This is a genomic window from Microcoleus sp. Pol7_B2, assembly GCF_036701035.1.
Lineage (GTDB): Bacteria > Cyanobacteriota > Cyanobacteriia > Cyanobacteriales > Microcoleaceae > Microcoleus.
In genome coordinates, this window is sequence record NZ_JAUBQB010000094.1 from 1 (window position 1) to 15,544 (window position 15,544).

Genomic DNA, 15,544 nt, shown 5'->3' on the forward strand with positions numbered 1-15,544 from the left:
TCTTGCACTTTATTCTCGATCACGCGCTCGAAACCTTTCGCGACGCAATATGCACTCGATTATTCAGCAAGCCCTAGTTAAAGGAATAGCGATCGCGAATTCCGTTCCCTTTCCTGGTTCGGAGACGCATTCGATTTTTCCGCCGTGTCTCTCTACTATAATTTGGTAAGTTATTGATAAGCCGATTCCCGTACCTTTGCCTACTTGTTTAGTAGTATAAAATGGATCGAATATTTTCCGTCGGACTTCTTCTTTCATTCCCGATCCATTATCTGAAATCCGAATTTCGACCATGTTGCCCTCAATTTTAGTAGCAATCTGAATCGTCGGAATGAAATATATATCCTTAGAATTCGGCAACGACAGCTTCTCTTCCAAAGTATCAATCGCGTTGTTAATTAAATTCATAAAAGCCTGGTTTAATTGTCCTGCATAACACTCGATCGCTGGTAAATCTCCATATTCTTTCACAATTCTAATTTCCGAGTGATGCGAGTTAGCTTTTAAGCGATTTTGCAAAATTAATAGCGTACTATCAATGCCTTCATGGAGATTTACTTTTTTGCGATCTGACTCATCTAAACGCGAAAAATTACGTAAGGACAGGACGATCTGCTGGATGCGTTCGGTTCCAACTTTCATCGAATTGATAGTTTTTGGTAAGTCTTTAACTAAAAATTCTAACTCTATATTATCAGCTTCTAGTTTAATTTCTTTGGCTGGTTCGGGATAGTATTTTTGATACAAATCCAACAAACGAATTAAATCAGCTACATACTCGCTGGAATAACTAATATTACCGTGGATAAAGTTTACTGGATTATTAATTTCATGCGCGACACCTGCTACCATCTGACCTAAACTCGACATTTTTTCAGCTTGAATCATCATTGTTTGGGTACGTCGTAGTTCCTCCAAAAGAGATTCTAACTGTAAAGCTCTTTCTCTTAATTTTGCTGGCGTACTTACCAAAACAAATATTGCACCTCCAGCTAATATAGCACTGAAACTAGCAGCTATCCACAACCATTTAAAAATAGGTGAATTCTCAATCCAGCCATCTTTTGGAATAGCTGCTAACTGCCAGGAGCCATTAGGTAAAGTTACTTCTAAAGTAACAGGCGATCGCTGGAAAACCTTAGCATCTCCAAAAAATACTTCTCCCCCAGCGCCTAATCCATCTTTCCCCCGAATCGCATATTTAAGCTTCGCAGATGAGTCTAATAGTCCCGCTTCTTTTAATAAAATATTCCAATCAATACCAATGCTTACCATTCCCCAATAGCGACCGCTTTCCGGAGGTTTGCCGACAGGAGTCAGAAAAATTGGGGTACGAGTAATCAAAGCCATATTACCCTGTTCGATTAATTTAACTGGCCCCGAAACTACAGTGTTTCTAGTATCAATTGCTCTTTGAAATGGCTTTTTTTCTTCTGGTATTTTCAGGGGTGCAAATCCTAAAGCACCTTCTTTACCTGCTAAAGGATAAAGATGGGTTGCAATTGAATTTTTGAACAATGCAGCGCTAGGAATACCGGGTTGCTTGGCTAAGATAACTCTAGTCAAATTTTCAAACTCTGCTTGGCTAATATTTGGATTGCTTACTGAAATATAAGCTACCAAACCTTGCATTACAAATAATCGCTGGTTTAAAGAACCTTCAAGCTTAGCTCTCACCGTGCTAAGTTGGTCTAGTACAGCAACGCGGTTTTCCTGCTGGCAATGTTCGTTTTCTAAACGAATGAATAGCTCGGCGATCGCTAAAACGAGCGTCGCTGTTAAAAAGGCTGCTAGATAGGGTAAGTACCTGATTTTCACGTTCTTATTATATTAGAGCTAATTGGTAAACAAAAGATTAAGCAGACAGCCTGCGGGTCATCAAACGGATGAGCGACCCGTAAATCATCGCTTCACTGGTCTGGGTGTATAGTTCATAGTCCTTACTCAAGTGTCGAAACTGATTGAGCCAGCCAAAAGTACGCTCGACAATCCAGCGCTTAGGCAAAATCTCAAATTCCTTTGATGTCCGCTCAATCACCTCCACTCGTACCCCACTCTATCGTTGCTACCGAAAAAAATTCCCCCAAAGTTTCCGACTCTAGCTTTAGATCGGGAAATAGAGATATTTCGATTTTGCCATGACTCAACATAGAGAGACTCGCCACAGCTCCTCTGACCTGTTCCGGCTTGACTTCCAGATACCTTTGCAACTGCTCTAAATTCCTGTGTCCGCTCACTTCCTGCACGATTTTTAAGGGGATGCCAGCATTCGACATCTGGGTAAGGGCAGTCCTGCAGAAGCTGTGAGAACTGGCTCCCTCGATGCCAACTCGCTTAAAAGCCTGTCGCAAGATTAAGCCGGCCGCGTCGCTGGTGATGTGTCCCAAGCGAGTGTTACAGCACTTCCGGATGTTATGAGGTACAGTAGCAGCAATTAGTAAACCAGTTCTTGAGATGTTTCGGGTTAATTAAATCAAGAGCCAGAGCAATTATCGTATCAACCCTTTTAGTGGTGGTTCGCGAAAACTGTCGCAATAAAGATTTAAGTTGCGACCACCATAATTCAATCGGATTAAAATCAGGAGAGTATGGGGACAAACATAAAATAGAAGCACCCACAGATTCAATCATCGATGTAATTGAATCTACTTTATTGGCGGGTAAATTATCCATCACTACTACTGCTCCCGACCACAATTGTGGCACTAAACATGGCTCAAAAAATACCTCAAATGCTTTGCCATCCATTGAGTTATCCATTGTCATGAGTGCCACTACTCGCTTCAAACTAATTGCACCAATTACTGTGACTTTTTTCCCTCGGTAAAAAGGTTTAACCGCATAGGCTCTCGTTCCTCGTTGAGAACGTGCATGAGTTCTGGTTAAACAAGCGTAATACTCCAGTCTCATCTAAAAAAACTAGATCTTTTTGGTCTATCTGCTTGACTTTTTCCCAATACTCTAACCTTAACTTCATGACTTTTTCTGTTCCGGCTTGGCTACTTCTCACTGTTTTTTGTACGATTTAATCCCAACTTTTGTAAGGCGTTACACATGGCTGTTCTACCCACCCAATTTCCCGTCGTCTGGCCAAATAACTCACACAATTCTAGTAAGGTTGCATCGGGATGTGCTGCCACTATTTCTCTCAAAAAAGCTGTGGAATTATTCAACTGACTGTATCTCGGTTCCCCCCTGGGTTTCGGCTGTAAATTTCCCTCGATTTTTTGTTGCTTGACCAGTTTTTGAACAGAGCTTTTACTGACGGAAAATATCGCTGCTGTTTTTTTGATCGACAGCTTCTGCTCGATATGGGCTGCTACTATGAAAGGAGCGCAAATCTATTGAGTATGCTTTCATTGGTATATTATTTTTAGTCGATTCTATTGTACCTCATAACATCCGGAAGTGCTGTATTCTTCTGCACTCATCGATGGGCGATCGGGTAAGGCAACCATCATGCGATAGAAAATGAAGTATGTTTCTAGAATAGCTTGAAGAAAAAGCGATTAAAAGGGCGGGTTTTTGAGATTGTCAATTATTGGCAGATATTTTTCGTGAACCCGCCCTTACCGTATTAGGGTAATCGACCGGACATGATATCAGAGGTTTTGATTCCTCTGATTTAGATATTCCTCAAGCCTGCTGGGTGTGACGGGTTGTCAGCCAGTCAGGGACTAAATTCCTCATGTAAGTCACTGTAATTGATTAAGTGCGATCGTACCAACTTTGCAGCGCCAAGCGGTGAACTTCCCGCCAGCTAATATTTTTAATTCGGGCAATTTCAGCGCAATCTTCGTATTCCGGGTGTACATTAACAATCCTTTGTCCAGACTTCGCAACTTTTATCTTGACTTCGCCGTATTCTGTTTTAACGGTCTGGATTTCTCGGTGTAAAATAGTTCTTTGTTGAGTCGATAGCCTAATTCCCAGAGTAGTAGTTTCGCGAAAGATCACAGCTTCGCAAGCATCCTCAAATTCGGGATGACAAATCGCAGTTAACAAAACCCCCAGCCGCGACTTTTTCATCACAATTGGGGCCGTGAAAACATCCAGAGCTCCGGCGGCAAACAAAGCATCAAAAACATAGCCGATCGCCTGGGGACTCAAATCATCAATCTGCGTTTCCAATACCGTAATAGTTTCTATGGAATTGGGCATTGGGAATTGGGAATCGGGCATTGGGAATTGGGAATTAGTAGCCGTCTTTCTCCCACTCTCCCACTCTCCCACTCTCCCCCTCTCCCCTTCTGACTTCTCCCCAATCCAGAGGCGCAAAATATTAGGAATTGCCAGCATTCGAGAACCTGCACCCAAACCGATCGCCTGAATTTGCATCGCTGGTGGCGGACCGAAAGCAGACGCGAGAGTACAGGCGATCGCAGTTCCCGTAGGAGTGCACAATTCGCGATCGATCCCATTGCTGTAAACCGGCACTCGGTGCGTTTCCCACAACCGCATCACCGCCGGCGTCGGCACCGCTAACTTACCGTGGGCCGCCTTCACCGTACCTGCACCAGTCGGCATCGCCGAAAAGTAAAACTCCTGAATATCCAACCAATCCAAACCCAAACAAGTACCGACAATATCAATAATTGCATCTGTCGCCCCCACCTCGTGAAAGTGAACCTCGCTTGCGGGGATACCGTGTACGGCACCTTCTGCCTCTGCTAATTTGCCAAATACGGCCAAACTCCAGGCTTCCACGCGCGGAGGCAATTTTGCAGAGACGATGATTTGCTCAATTTCTGGCAAATTGCGGTGATGAGTGTGGCTAATTTCGGCATCTGCTTCGCCGTGACTGTGAGAATGTTCTTCTCCGTGATGATGGTGGTGGCGGGCATCAAAAGTTGGGGATTCCGTTTCCGAGGGATCGAGTTCGGTAGCGGGATTTTCTGGTTTTAACGACAAATCGGCGCTTAAATCGACATAAAATTTAGTTGCTTGTTGAGTATTCCGGTGGACTAATTCCGTCCGCAACTGGTACTCTGTCGAAATGCCGAGCAAATTTAGTTTTTCGATTAGGTAGTCTAAAGGAACGCCAGCGTGGACAAGAGCTCCGATGCACATATCGCCAGCAATGCCGGTTGGACAGTCAAAATAAGCTATTTTATTCATTATTAACAATTAATTTTCAGCATTGATTGTTTCACTGGATATTTCGATCGCCCACTTAGCCTGCAGTATCTTAACATGGCAACTATTTACGAAGTGCATCCAGTTGCACCCCAAAGAGACCGGATCGAGAAGATTACAAAAGCTCTAAAAGATGGGGCGGTGATGCTTTATCCGACAGATACAGTTTATGCGATCGGCTGCGATCTCAACTCCAAGTCTGCAGTAGAACGAGTCAGGCAGATCAAGCAACTATCCAATGATAAGCCTTTAACGTTCCTGTGTTCCTCTCTGTCAAATATCACCGACTATGCTACAGTCAGCGATGAAGCATACAGAATTATCAAGCGGTTAATACCTGGGCCTTATACATTTCTGCTGCCAGCTACCAAGTTAGTGCCACGGTTGGTAATGAACCCAAAACGGAAAACCACTGGAATTCGCGTTCCCGACCAGCGGCTTTGTTTTACACTGTTGGAAGCCTTGGGAAATCCAATTATTTCAACATCCGCTCACATTACAACGGATGATGAAGGTGCAGCACCAGTGCCTGCATCTAAAGCAGAAAGCTTTGGCAAAGCTGAGCTGTTTGACTGTTTTTCAAAGCTAGTGGATGTCATTGTCGATGACGGTTCCGATCCGGGATATCAAGTTTCTACCATTCTCGATTTGACACAAAGCGAACCGATTGTTGTTCGCCGTGGTTTGGGTTCGGAAGCTGTCGCCGTTTGGGAAAAAGATTAAATTTTTAAGGGGCAGGTTAAGCGCCAAATTCGCCCACAACCAGCCCCATTTTTTATTTCAAAACTGCTTTAAGCCTCTACCTTCACTCCTTTCCAAAAAGCAATATATCCGGCAATATTTTTAGCAGCATCTTTTGGAGTGGGATAGTACCAAGCAGCATCTTTATTAACTTGTCCGCCGACTTCGACACTGTAGTAACTAGCAACACCTTTCCAACCGCAAGTAGTGTGAGTGCTGCTGTCTTTGAAATACTCACGGTTGATGGCATCGGCGGGGAAATAATAGTTGTTGTCTACAATTTCGCACTTGTCGCTCTCGGCCAAAACGGCACCATTCCAAATTGCTTTCGGCATCTGTTTTTCTGCTTAACTTGAGATTCTCAATTATTGTAACTGTATTTGTGCTCAAAAGGCATAGAATAGTTGAGAAGCCAACAACCAACTACTGCAAATGCCAGCGTCGAATCCGCCAATATCTTCTGTGCCGCTGTCCCTGGAGCAAGCACTCAAACATTTTTTTGGCTATGACTCTTTCCGTCCGGGACAGCAGGAAATTGTCGAAGCTGCTTTACAAAAACGGGATATGATGATTGTCATGCCGACGGGCGGTGGCAAGTCTTTGTGTTTTCAATTACCGGCACTGTTGAAACCGGGATTGACTGTGGTTGTTTCGCCGTTAATTGCTCTGATGCAAGACCAGGTGGAAGCTTTGCAGGATAATGGAATTGGGGCGACTTTTCTCAACAGCACTTTGAGCAGTCAGGAAACCCGATCGCGCGAAACTGCGATTCTCGAAGGTAAGATTAAATTGCTTTATGTTGCACCCGAACGCTTGCTGGGTGAGAGATTTTTACCATTTTTAGATATAGTAGCAAATAAGTTAGGAATTTCGGCATTTGCGATCGACGAAGCCCACTGCGTTTCGGAATGGGGGCACGACTTTCGACCAGAATACAGGCAAATGCAACGAGTGCGCGATCGATATCCCGACATTCCCATTATGGCACTAACCGCCACCGCCACCGAGCGCGTCCGCCAAGACATCATCCAGCAGCTAACTCTGCGAAATCCATACATCCACGTCGCCAGCTTCAACCGCCCCAATTTATACTACGAAGTTCGCCCCAAAACCAAACACAGTTTTGCCGAAGTTTTGCAAATCATCCAAAAAAAAGGCGGTTCGGGAATTATCTATTGCCTCAGCCGCAAAAAAGTTGACGAAGTTGCCTATAAATTGCAACAAAGTGGCATCCAAGCCTTACCCTACCATGCCGGAATGAACGATGTCGATCGCGCAACCAATCAAACCCGCTTCATTCGCGACGACGTGCAAGTAATGGTAGCCACAATAGCTTTCGGTATGGGCATTAACAAACCAGACGTGCGGTTTGTAATTCACTACGACTTGCCCAAGAATCTAGAAGGATACTATCAAGAATCAGGCCGCGCAGGCAGAGACAACGAACCCGCCCATTGCAGCTTATTTTTCGGCTACGGCGATGTCAAAATGATCGACTACATCATCGAGCAAAAACCTGATCCACAAGAACAACGAATTGCCCGCCAACAGTTGCGTCGAGTAATCAACTATGCAGAATCAACCGATTGCCGTCGTACAATCCAGTTAAGTTATTTTGGCGATTCATTCCCAGGAAACTGCGGTACTTGCGATAACTGTTGCAACCAAAAACCCGTAGAAGATTGGACGATTGAGGCAATGAAATTTCTTTCTTGCGTCGCCCGCTGCCAAGAAAAATTTGGCATGAATCACATTATTGACGTGCTGCGCGGTTCAAAAAATCAAAAAATATTGCAATACCAGCACCACCAACTTTCTACTTACGGAATTGGCAAAGATAGAAGTGCTGATGAATGGAAAAAATTGAGTCGTTCGCTGTTAAATCAAGGTTTTTTAGACGAAAAAACAGACGGTTTCCCCATTTTGAAACTGAATGAAAAAAGTTGGGAAATTATGAAACGTCAGCGCACCGTTGAAATCGCCATTGAACCGCAGCGGGAAGTACAAGGAAAAGTTCGTTCTTTGGCAGTAGAAGTAGAAGCTTTGTTTACCATACTGCGGACGCTACGCAAGCAAATTGCCGACGAACAATTTGTGCCACCTTACGTAGTTTTTGCGGATAAAAGCTTGCGAGACATGGCAGAAAAACGCCCGCAAAATCTCACAGAATTCGAGGAAGTTTACGGCGTTGGTAGCAACAAGCGAGATAAGTACGGCAAAGTTTTCTTGGAGGCAATACGCACTTTTTGCCAAGAACAAGGATTGCCAAGTGGTGCGGCATCTTCTGCGGCAGCGAATCTTCCCAATCTTGCTAACGTTGCGTCTTATTCGCAGATGCAAACCTGGGAATTATACCGACAAGGTTTGACTGTTCAAGGAATAGCTAATGCGCGGGGTATGAACCCTAATACTATTTCTGGGCATCTGATAGAATTGATGGAAATGGGCAGGGAAGTTGATATAAATTTGTTGGTGGAACCGGAACGCCAGCAGGCGATAGTGTACGCAATTGAAGTTATGGGAGATGAGAAACTCAGAGCCATTTATGATTTTTTAGAAGAACGTTATACGTTTGAAGAGATTAAGTTTGTGCGCGCTTGGTGGCGGCAAAATTATGTAGGTTTTTAACCGCCGATATATGCAGATGAACGATGATGGACGCAGATAATTGATGGGAGGAAGGAAAAATGAGAATAAAAAAGTAGCTTGTGGGGATAATATATTAGAGGGGCGTTTTGAAGCGATATATTTTTTCCATTTGGGTTTGCTACCTGGCATATATGGCGTTGGCAAAACTCAAATTTCAAAAGTAATTTTAAGAGCGCTATAAGTCAGTAAGCTTGGGTTAGCTAATCGTCTCATTATTTGCTATGCTTCGCGCAGTCGCGAGGGTACTAAAAAACCCGGAAGCAATCGCCGAGACTTTCTTCTGTTCTCAATTTTAGTGAGTGGCGAGGGCTATAAATTACCTTTTTAACTGAACTTTATTGAGCTATAAGTACCTCGTAAAACCACTTTTTATCTAAGTAGTAGAGTGCGTGAGAGGTAGCAATATTTAAATCCACACGCATGAGACTATTTACACTCACGCCCCGCCCAAAAGAGTGAATAATATTGATGCAGTTGGATACGATATTAGGTCTCTCTGTTCACCCAGAAGTTCCCTAAATTTTAGCATTGTATTTGGTTGCGGCAAAATTATAGCCATCCTAAATCATTTGTGAATTTCTTACTCCCTCCCCTTGATAAGGGGAGGGTTGGGGTGGGGTCAAAAAATTACGACTCATTTAGAATTGTTATATATCGGTTTTTGAGGGCAAGAAATTAAGTTTCTACACTTTAGAAGTGTACAATAAATGGTTGACTTCGTTAGCCAGCCATTCGTTAAACAGATTATGCAATATTTCTTGATACCGTTCAGGAGTTAATTCGGCCGGGAGAAACTTTTCAACCATGAACAAATGATATCCTAGCTCTGTTTCAATTGGACGAATCACTTCTCCGGGTTTAGCGCTAAATACGGCGACGGCTATGTCTGGTTTTAAACCCCACCGATAAACCTTGCCTTCGCAACCGCATATATGCCGACGATTTTCGTCAATATCGTAAAGATGAGCAGCATCAAAAAAGCTGATTTCTCCTTCTTGAATTTGATAAAATAGTTCCTGAGCAAGCTGGCGGTTGGCAACAATTATTTGATAAAGAATTATTTGGTCGAATTGCAGTTTGTTTTGAACAAAAATCTTTTCTACTTCTTTGCTAAACAAGTGTTCGGCTAGTTTTTGGCTGAGGAGCCGATCGCAAATCCCGGCTTCTAAATCTTCTACAGAAATCATCTGATCGACCAGCCAAGCAATCGTGTCCGCCGCTTTCTCCAAACGCTTCTCGCGGCGGAGTTGGTCGCCCACAGCTTGAATTTCGTCGGGAGTCACAGTTAACCCCCGTTCCCGGGCGGCTTTCTCAATAACTTTTTTCTGCAAAACCTTTTGACTAAATGTTTTTAATTGCATCTCTTGTCTGAGTTGTTCGATGATTTCACTTGCTTCAATCAAGGGTCCGTAAAAGTCCTTCATGTTTCTCTCTCAACCTATATAACTTTATTAACTTCATCCCCCGATGCTTCCTGCGGGGTAGTTGGGGTTAAGGGTTAACGGTTAGCTACAAGATGTTATTTGGCAAACTAATAAAATCAGCATTGCTCAAAGTTGTTGCACCCGCGGCGTTAACTGTTCCCAAAACAACAGCTAAAATTCGATCGCCATTATTTGAACTAAACTTGAGCAGAGTCGCGTCTGTCGTACCGTCACCATCCGTATCAAACGCGACGAGTGTCAAGTCTGTTACCGAAATTCCCCCTATCAGCCCAATTCGATCGCCTTGAGCAGGATTAAAATCAACGACTCGATCGCCTAACAATGGATTAGCTGCTGCACTCGCTGTTTCGGGTTGAAATGCAAAGGTATCAGCGCCGCTACCTCCAATCAATGTATCGGTGCCGAAGTCGCCGCAAAGAAAATCGTCGCCGTTGCCGCCAATTAGCAAATCTTGACCTTTCCCTCCCCGCAAAGTGTCGTTTCCATCGCCTCCATCGATCGCATCATCACCTCTGTTAGCTTGGACAATATCGTCGCCGCTTCCTGCAAAAATTCGATCACTCCCGCTATCGCCAGTAATCACATCGCTGTCGTTGGTGCCCAGCCAATATCCGTCGCCGTTGCTGTCGATCGTACTCTCGTCGCCAGTACCCGTACTGTCTGGAGAGAAATTAGAAGGACTTGAATTGCTAGAAGTGCCACCAGTCACGGGGGTGAACGTTGAACCGTCATTATTTGACGGTGTGGGTGTTGGCGCTGTGGGTGTTGGCGCTGTGGCGTTAGTAGTTGGGGGCGCCACTGTAGAAGCACTCGCTATCGCGCTGCCACTGCTAGATGTAGCCCCAACAGCGTAAGCAGTCTCACTACTTGTACTGCTTCCCATCGGGGAACTTGCTGTCGCGCTGCTGGTACTGCCTGCACCGCTGTTATCTACAAAGGCACTAGATGTGCTGGAACTACTGCTGCTGCCCGCACCAGGGTTATTCGCCACCGAATTCAAGGTGTTTAAACTATTGCTGTTTCCAACAATATTATTTAAGGGCTCAGGAGCTAATGAATCGAATGGAGGCATCGCGATTTATCTCCTTTTACTTGTCTGTAAAGACGAAAATCACTTGCACGAGCGCCGACATTGCGAATCTCAATGAATGCCAATGTAGGATTTTAAAGAGTGTGAAACAATTGCTTTTGACTTCAGACTAAAGACTGAAATGTTTTTAATAAATGAACCTTGGTGCATCCAGAAAATAGGACAGGAAAAAATTGTTACCAATACCAATCTGGGCGATCGGTACTGATTGCCAATGGCATTTGATTTAGCCATCACCATCACTCTCAAAAGGCTTGTATAAATTTAAACTGCACCTTCCTTGCACTCGCCCGTACTCAAAAAGTATTAAGGCGGACTGCTAAAGATGAGCAAAAACCGTGTTTTATTGCGATTTACCTCAATATATCTGGACTAATTAGAGGTATGTTGCCAATTTGGCAGATTTGTTTGAAATTATAAGACTTACGCAAATTTTCAATTTTTACACTCTTTGTATCCGGGCGCAGGCTTGCTGGTGTTGAGGCCCGATCGACACACCGCTGCTCCCGTTCCTGAATTGTGATTAACAGAGCGGGGTTTGGCAGCAGTTTGAGGACTGTGGTTGAGCGGATGGGAGGGGACTTGGAACGGCAGTTGGAGGGGCTTGCATCAGCCGGGAAGGCGACGGATTTAGCCGATTTGAATACGATCGCGATCGAATGGATGCGGAGTCCTGGCAGGTGCAGGGCGATCGCGATCGCCCTGCACCTGCCATGATGCGGAAGTAATTAGAATTGGCATTCAGCGAGTTGGGGCGATCGGCTCTTTCCTCGGCCAGAAACCGCTCGTACCCGTGATGCAGTGGTCAATCATTAAAAGCTAAAAAGGTCTTAAGCCTTTACTACAAGCCATCACAGTTAGTGTGGCAAGTCCATCGCCTTTACAGTAACCGTCTCAAAAGCATAGTTTGCTCCTGTTCCTGATTTACTTTTTACTTTCACTTTATCAAAGCCTGCGTAGTAAACATCAACACCAGCTAGAGGATCAGTGCCCATCGCTATAGCTGTTCCCGTACCCGTTGCTTTCGTAACTTTGCCTTGGTTTCTAAAAATAATGTCTATAGCAGTCAAAGTGTTTCCACTGTCTACTGATGAAAAGGCATCTAATCCCAATGCAGCACCACCTAAAATCAACTTGTTTTCTGCAACATTTTCGATGTAGGACAAATCATATATCAACATAAGGTTCCTCCTTTGTAAACTAATCAAAACTCATTTGTGGACTAAGCAGGTATGGGAGTTTTTCGCTCGCAGGTACTTGCAGTTTGATATTCACCTTGTTCTTGCAGCACCAGATCCAAATTATAGTGAGCCTCTGCTAAATCTGGTTTCATAGATATGGACTGGCGATAGTAGGCGATCGCTGTTTTTAAATCGCCTACTTGTTTACATTTCGAGCCTAAATCATTGTTCATTGCCGCGTAATGACCTTGTTTCTCTAAGGAGAGCTTTCCTTGAGCATGAAGTGCATTGGCTAAGTTAACCTCAGCTTCAACGCAATCAGGCTTTAGTTCTAGTGCTTTTTGATAGTAGGCGATCGCATCTTCCCATTTGCCTTGCTGCTGTAGAGCATAGCCAAGGTTATTGTATGCGGCGATCGCATCAGGCTGTAGAGCTAAGACTTGATGATAGGTTTCTATCGCCTCGGATAACCGATCTTGAGTTTGATATAAATTCCCCAAACCAAATAAAGCCTTGATAGAGTTTGGCTGCACCTGAAGCAGGTTTTTCAGTAAATTTTCTGCAGTTTGGTACTCGCCTTTTTGCCTCATCAACACCCCCAGTCCATAGAGTGCTTCTGGGTGATTTGATTGAGCTTTCAGAATCTCATGGTATCGCTGCTCAGCTTTGGTGAGTCGGTTCAATCGATGATCTCGAACAGCGAGCTGAAGTGCTAAAGAAATAAGATCCCTAACATCCTGTTGTCTTTTCTGACCATTCTTGTATGTGGCTACGATATGCTGAATGTGGCGATCTTTAGCTCCAAAAGAATACTTATATTCCTCATTGCCCGTTAAAAAGTCGTACACTTTAAATCCATTTTGAATCGCGTATCGGAGCGCATCAGCATGGAGGATAAGCCCAGGTGGAGGATTTTTAAAGGTTTGATCGCGACCTGTAATCACAAATAGCATGGATTTTTGCTGAAAATCCACAAAGTTGGCGATCGCCCCTAAAGGTCTGTCTCCTTTCCACAGAACCGAAAGATACAGACAGTTATTTTCAAAACAATGACGTAAAATAAGGCGATTGTAACCCAAAATTACCTCACAGGTATCTCCTTTTTGCTTTTTCCATCTGGACTCCCAGAATTTGAGTAGTATCTCAATATGAGATTCCAAATTGTCTGCGTCAACTTGGGTGATATAAAACTCGTTAGAGCTGTCAACTTGCCTTAAAAAGCGTCTTATTTTTTGGCGAGTATTGACACCGACGTAGTTTTGCAGATATTGCTCCCAGTCATCTGGTAATGAAACATAAGGAGCAAGATAAATATCGGGTTCTTCTTCATTCACACTTTGAATGCGGAGTTGACGGAGTTCAAAACTATCGGCAGAGAAATTACTCAAGAATAGAGACATCCGTGTATCTGTTTCTAGAATACTTTTTATATTGAAACTCGACCATACTAACTTTTGCTGGATGTAAGCAGCAAAAGCAGGAATTACTTCTGCTTCATAACCAGGCAGACAAATAAGTCCTGTGTAATCTGCCATGCTATTTCCGGCCATGCAGATTTCAGTTTCAAAGCCGCCTCCATCCTGGTGGGTTAATAAAATTTTTAGAGGAAAAAAAGCCACATAGGATGAATCATGGGTATCTGGTTTTGCAGCTAATATGAACCACGGCTCATACACCATCTGCAACCATCCAGATAACCAAATCCAGGATAGGAAGAACTGAGCCTGATGATCAGCAGCGTATACAGAATTCCAATTTTCTCTAATTTTATTAAATGTTTCAAAATTATCAATTTTCTCAATCTGCATATGATTTTTTCCCTCACCAATTATACTTCCCATATTTGTCGATTAAGACTAGATTCTTCTAATCCTCCTGAGAGGATGTCTAACAAGTATCTTGTGCAACATTAAAATCGCAGTATCGATCATCTTCCTATCGGGTGAGACTATTAACGCCCAAAAAATGAAATAGAAGTACTGCGAATTGTAGATGAAGCACTTTGGTTTCCAGTCCTTGCATAGGCTGTGGCTGTTGCATTGGCTCTACTATACTCAAGACTACCCAAGTCTTTAACCGTTGTGTTGGTTACAGCATTTGTATAAGTTTGATTACCAATGGCAACTCCACCTCCAACAGCGATCGCATATCCAGGCTCTGCTTTTGTTGTGGCGAATGTATCCGCGTAAACATTGCCACCACCTACTATAACTGTGCTTTCGTTAATGGGTTCTAAATAACTTAAGTCAGAGATAATTAAGCAATATTTCATGGCAGTATCACGAAAAGTTTTTAGCAGACAAAATTCATTATTAAATTGAAGATATACTAGAGTAACTAGATGTTGATGAAGTGCTGCTAAAACTAGATGAAGAAGAACTACTAGAACTCGATTTGGCGTAACTGCTGGAGCTATTAGATGAAACCTTTACAGAAACGCTTTGACTAATTTCACCTCGATCATCGCCAGATGCTTCGACTACGCTTTTCGCCTCAGCAATAACTTTACCATCGGGTGAGACTAGGCGTTTGACAACAACTTTATAGTCAGTCATGAGTTTAACACCAATTTTTGTTGATTATAAAATTGGATAAATCCTAAATTTGTGAGTCGTAGATGGTAATTACCTACGGCTTCATTTAACACAAGATTTTGTCAGTTAATTACTTGTCTAAAAGCCAATTAATCAACTACGTAAATCATCTAAGTAAGGCGGTCAGAATCAACCTGACTCTGTAATAAAACCTCAAGTCTCTGTATTAAGTTATTAGTAGGGCTTGAACTCTGAAGCCCTACTACAAACCAGATAGTTAGAATTGTTTCTGCCCACCTACTTATTCCAATTACCAAGTGACTTGATGAATTGGAGTTATATGCTAGCTAGCAGCCGAAAATCCAGTGGAGGCAGAATACTTACCTTCTACAACAGTAGTAAAGATTTGGGTGGAGGTATTTTTCCCAAAAGCTTCAGATTGAGCTGTCGCTAGATTGCCCTTAACGTCAACATATTGCGTGTAAATCTTGTCAACGTCAAAGCGTTCCTTAACATTGAGGTTGGCATAAACATTGGAGTTGAGTTTGCCGAAAAAGATACCACCAACTACAGCAGAAGTTTCAGCAGTTTCCAAGTAATTCAGGTCGGAAATAATCATGGCTTTTTTCCTTGTTGTTTGTGATTTATTTGCTAGAAGCAACCTTTGGTTGTTCTGTATGAATTGGAGTTCTATGCTAGCTAGCAGCCGAAAATCCAGTGGAGGCAGAATACTTACCTTCTACAACAGTAGTAAAGATTTGGGTGGAG

16 protein-coding genes and 1 pseudogene are annotated in these 15,544 nt (G+C 43.3%); 3 read left to right on the forward strand and 14 right to left on the reverse strand.

Translation table 11 applies throughout. The annotated features are described in order from the left end of the window. Window positions 1–63 precede the first annotated feature (63 nt). The 6 genes and pseudogenes from QUA57_RS24990 to larC form a co-directional block, all read right to left on the reverse strand. Window positions 64–1,818 carry an ATP-binding protein gene (locus tag QUA57_RS24990; protein WP_333064330.1) on the reverse strand — a complete coding sequence of 585 codons (1,755 nt, stop codon included), beginning with the start codon at window positions 1,816–1,818 and terminating at the stop codon, window positions 64–66. Between the two features lie 37 nt (window positions 1,819–1,855). After that, window positions 1,856–2,044: pseudogene (locus QUA57_RS24995) on the reverse strand (transposase); the annotation flags it as partial. Then, entirely contained in the window at window positions 2,031–2,387 is a 357-nt protein-coding gene (locus QUA57_RS25000; RefSeq protein WP_333064328.1) for a tyrosine-type recombinase/integrase, read from the reverse strand. The gene QUA57_RS25000 and the pseudogene QUA57_RS24995, both read right to left, overlap by 14 nt. Window positions 2,388–2,412: 25 nt before the next feature. Continuing rightward, complete coding sequence (locus QUA57_RS25005; RefSeq protein WP_333064327.1) at window positions 2,413–2,910, reverse strand: transposase; 498 nt, start codon at window positions 2,908–2,910, stop codon at window positions 2,413–2,415. An 89-nt stretch (window positions 2,911–2,999) separates the two neighbouring features. Then, entirely contained in the window at window positions 3,000–3,173 is a 174-nt protein-coding gene (locus QUA57_RS25010) for a hypothetical protein (protein ID WP_333064326.1), read from the reverse strand. Window positions 3,174–3,708: 535 nt separating this feature from the next. Next, window positions 3,709–5,118: a nickel pincer cofactor biosynthesis protein LarC gene (larC, locus tag QUA57_RS25015; RefSeq protein WP_333064324.1), complete on the reverse strand. Its 1,410-nt coding sequence runs from the start codon at window positions 5,116–5,118 to the stop codon at window positions 3,709–3,711. Between the two features lie 75 nt (window positions 5,119–5,193). On the opposite strand from larC, the gene QUA57_RS25020 reads away from it, so the two are divergent. Further along, the gene (locus QUA57_RS25020) at window positions 5,194–5,859 is read left to right on the forward strand and encodes an L-threonylcarbamoyladenylate synthase (RefSeq protein WP_333037860.1); all 666 of its coding nucleotides are present in this window, start codon (window positions 5,194–5,196) and stop codon (window positions 5,857–5,859) included. Between the two features lie 68 nt (window positions 5,860–5,927). Here the strand turns inward: QUA57_RS25020 and QUA57_RS25025 are convergent, their stop codons facing one another. Continuing rightward, on the reverse strand, window positions 5,928–6,212 hold the full coding sequence (locus QUA57_RS25025) for a DUF427 domain-containing protein (protein ID WP_190738299.1): 285 nt from the start codon (window positions 6,210–6,212) through the stop codon (window positions 5,928–5,930). A 97-nt stretch (window positions 6,213–6,309) separates the two neighbouring features. Between QUA57_RS25025 and recQ the strand changes: the two genes are divergently transcribed. Further along, complete coding sequence (gene recQ / locus QUA57_RS25030) at window positions 6,310–8,505, forward strand: DNA helicase RecQ (RefSeq protein WP_333064323.1); 2,196 nt, start codon at window positions 6,310–6,312, stop codon at window positions 8,503–8,505. Window positions 8,506–9,209: 704 nt separating this feature from the next. On the opposite strand, the gene QUA57_RS25035 is transcribed toward recQ, so the two are convergent. Both QUA57_RS25035 and QUA57_RS25040 read right to left on the reverse strand, forming a co-directional pair. Then, a complete protein-coding gene (locus QUA57_RS25035; RefSeq protein ID WP_333064322.1) occupies window positions 9,210–9,950 on the reverse strand; it encodes a peptidylprolyl isomerase in 741 nt (246 codons plus the stop codon). Between the two features lie 85 nt (window positions 9,951–10,035). Then, window positions 10,036–11,043, reverse strand: coding sequence for a hypothetical protein (locus QUA57_RS25040; protein WP_333064320.1), 1,008 nt, complete (start codon window positions 11,041–11,043; stop codon window positions 10,036–10,038). A gap of 537 nt (window positions 11,044–11,580) precedes the next feature. Between QUA57_RS25040 and QUA57_RS25045 the strand changes: the two genes are divergently transcribed. Further along, the gene (locus tag QUA57_RS25045; protein ID WP_333064319.1) at window positions 11,581–11,778 is read left to right on the forward strand and encodes a hypothetical protein; all 198 of its coding nucleotides are present in this window, start codon (window positions 11,581–11,583) and stop codon (window positions 11,776–11,778) included. A gap of 140 nt (window positions 11,779–11,918) precedes the next feature. On the opposite strand, the gene QUA57_RS25050 is transcribed toward QUA57_RS25045, so the two are convergent. From QUA57_RS25050 to QUA57_RS25070, 5 genes are all read right to left on the reverse strand, one after another. Beyond that, window positions 11,919–12,242 carry a hypothetical protein gene (locus tag QUA57_RS25050; RefSeq protein ID WP_333064318.1) on the reverse strand — a complete coding sequence of 108 codons (324 nt, stop codon included), beginning with the start codon at window positions 12,240–12,242 and terminating at the stop codon, window positions 11,919–11,921. A 41-nt stretch (window positions 12,243–12,283) separates the two neighbouring features. Further along, window positions 12,284–14,050: a GNAT family N-acetyltransferase gene (locus QUA57_RS25055; RefSeq protein WP_333064316.1), complete on the reverse strand. Its 1,767-nt coding sequence runs from the start codon at window positions 14,048–14,050 to the stop codon at window positions 12,284–12,286. Window positions 14,051–14,193: 143 nt separating this feature from the next. Further along, complete coding sequence (locus tag QUA57_RS25060; protein WP_333064315.1) at window positions 14,194–14,514, reverse strand: TonB-dependent receptor; 321 nt, start codon at window positions 14,512–14,514, stop codon at window positions 14,194–14,196. Window positions 14,515–14,554: 40 nt separating this feature from the next. Then, on the reverse strand, window positions 14,555–14,797 hold the full coding sequence (locus tag QUA57_RS25065; protein ID WP_333064314.1) for a hypothetical protein: 243 nt from the start codon (window positions 14,795–14,797) through the stop codon (window positions 14,555–14,557). A gap of 322 nt (window positions 14,798–15,119) precedes the next feature. Beyond that, complete coding sequence (locus QUA57_RS25070; protein ID WP_333037892.1) at window positions 15,120–15,395, reverse strand: hypothetical protein; 276 nt, start codon at window positions 15,393–15,395, stop codon at window positions 15,120–15,122. Window positions 15,396–15,544 lie beyond the last annotated feature (149 nt).

Bases quoted from the DNA above. Each gene is read 5' to 3' on its own strand.
- QUA57_RS25005 (WP_333064327.1), bottom strand. From the start codon at position 2,910: ATGAGACTGGAGTATTACGCTTGTTTAACCAGAACTCATGCACGTTCT.
- larC (WP_333064324.1), bottom strand. From the start codon at position 5,118: ATGAATAAAATAGCTTATTTTGACTGTCCAACCGGCATTGCTGGCGAT.
- QUA57_RS25020 (WP_333037860.1), top strand. From the start codon at position 5,194: ATGGCAACTATTTACGAAGTGCATCCAGTTGCACCCCAAAGAGACCGG.
- QUA57_RS25025 (WP_190738299.1), bottom strand. From the start codon at position 6,212: ATGCCGAAAGCAATTTGGAATGGTGCCGTTTTGGCCGAGAGCGACAAG.
- recQ (WP_333064323.1), top strand. From the start codon at position 6,310: ATGCCAGCGTCGAATCCGCCAATATCTTCTGTGCCGCTGTCCCTGGAG.
- QUA57_RS25035 (WP_333064322.1), bottom strand. From the start codon at position 9,950: ATGAAGGACTTTTACGGACCCTTGATTGAAGCAAGTGAAATCATCGAA.
- QUA57_RS25040 (WP_333064320.1), bottom strand. From the start codon at position 11,043: ATGCCTCCATTCGATTCATTAGCTCCTGAGCCCTTAAATAATATTGTT.
- QUA57_RS25050 (WP_333064318.1), bottom strand. From the start codon at position 12,242: ATGTTGATATATGATTTGTCCTACATCGAAAATGTTGCAGAAAACAAG.
- QUA57_RS25055 (WP_333064316.1), bottom strand. From the start codon at position 14,050: ATGCAGATTGAGAAAATTGATAATTTTGAAACATTTAATAAAATTAGA.
- QUA57_RS25060 (WP_333064315.1), bottom strand. From the start codon at position 14,514: ATGAAATATTGCTTAATTATCTCTGACTTAAGTTATTTAGAACCCATT.
- QUA57_RS25065 (WP_333064314.1), bottom strand. From the start codon at position 14,797: ATGACTGACTATAAAGTTGTTGTCAAACGCCTAGTCTCACCCGATGGT.
- QUA57_RS25070 (WP_333037892.1), bottom strand. From the start codon at position 15,395: ATGATTATTTCCGACCTGAATTACTTGGAAACTGCTGAAACTTCTGCT.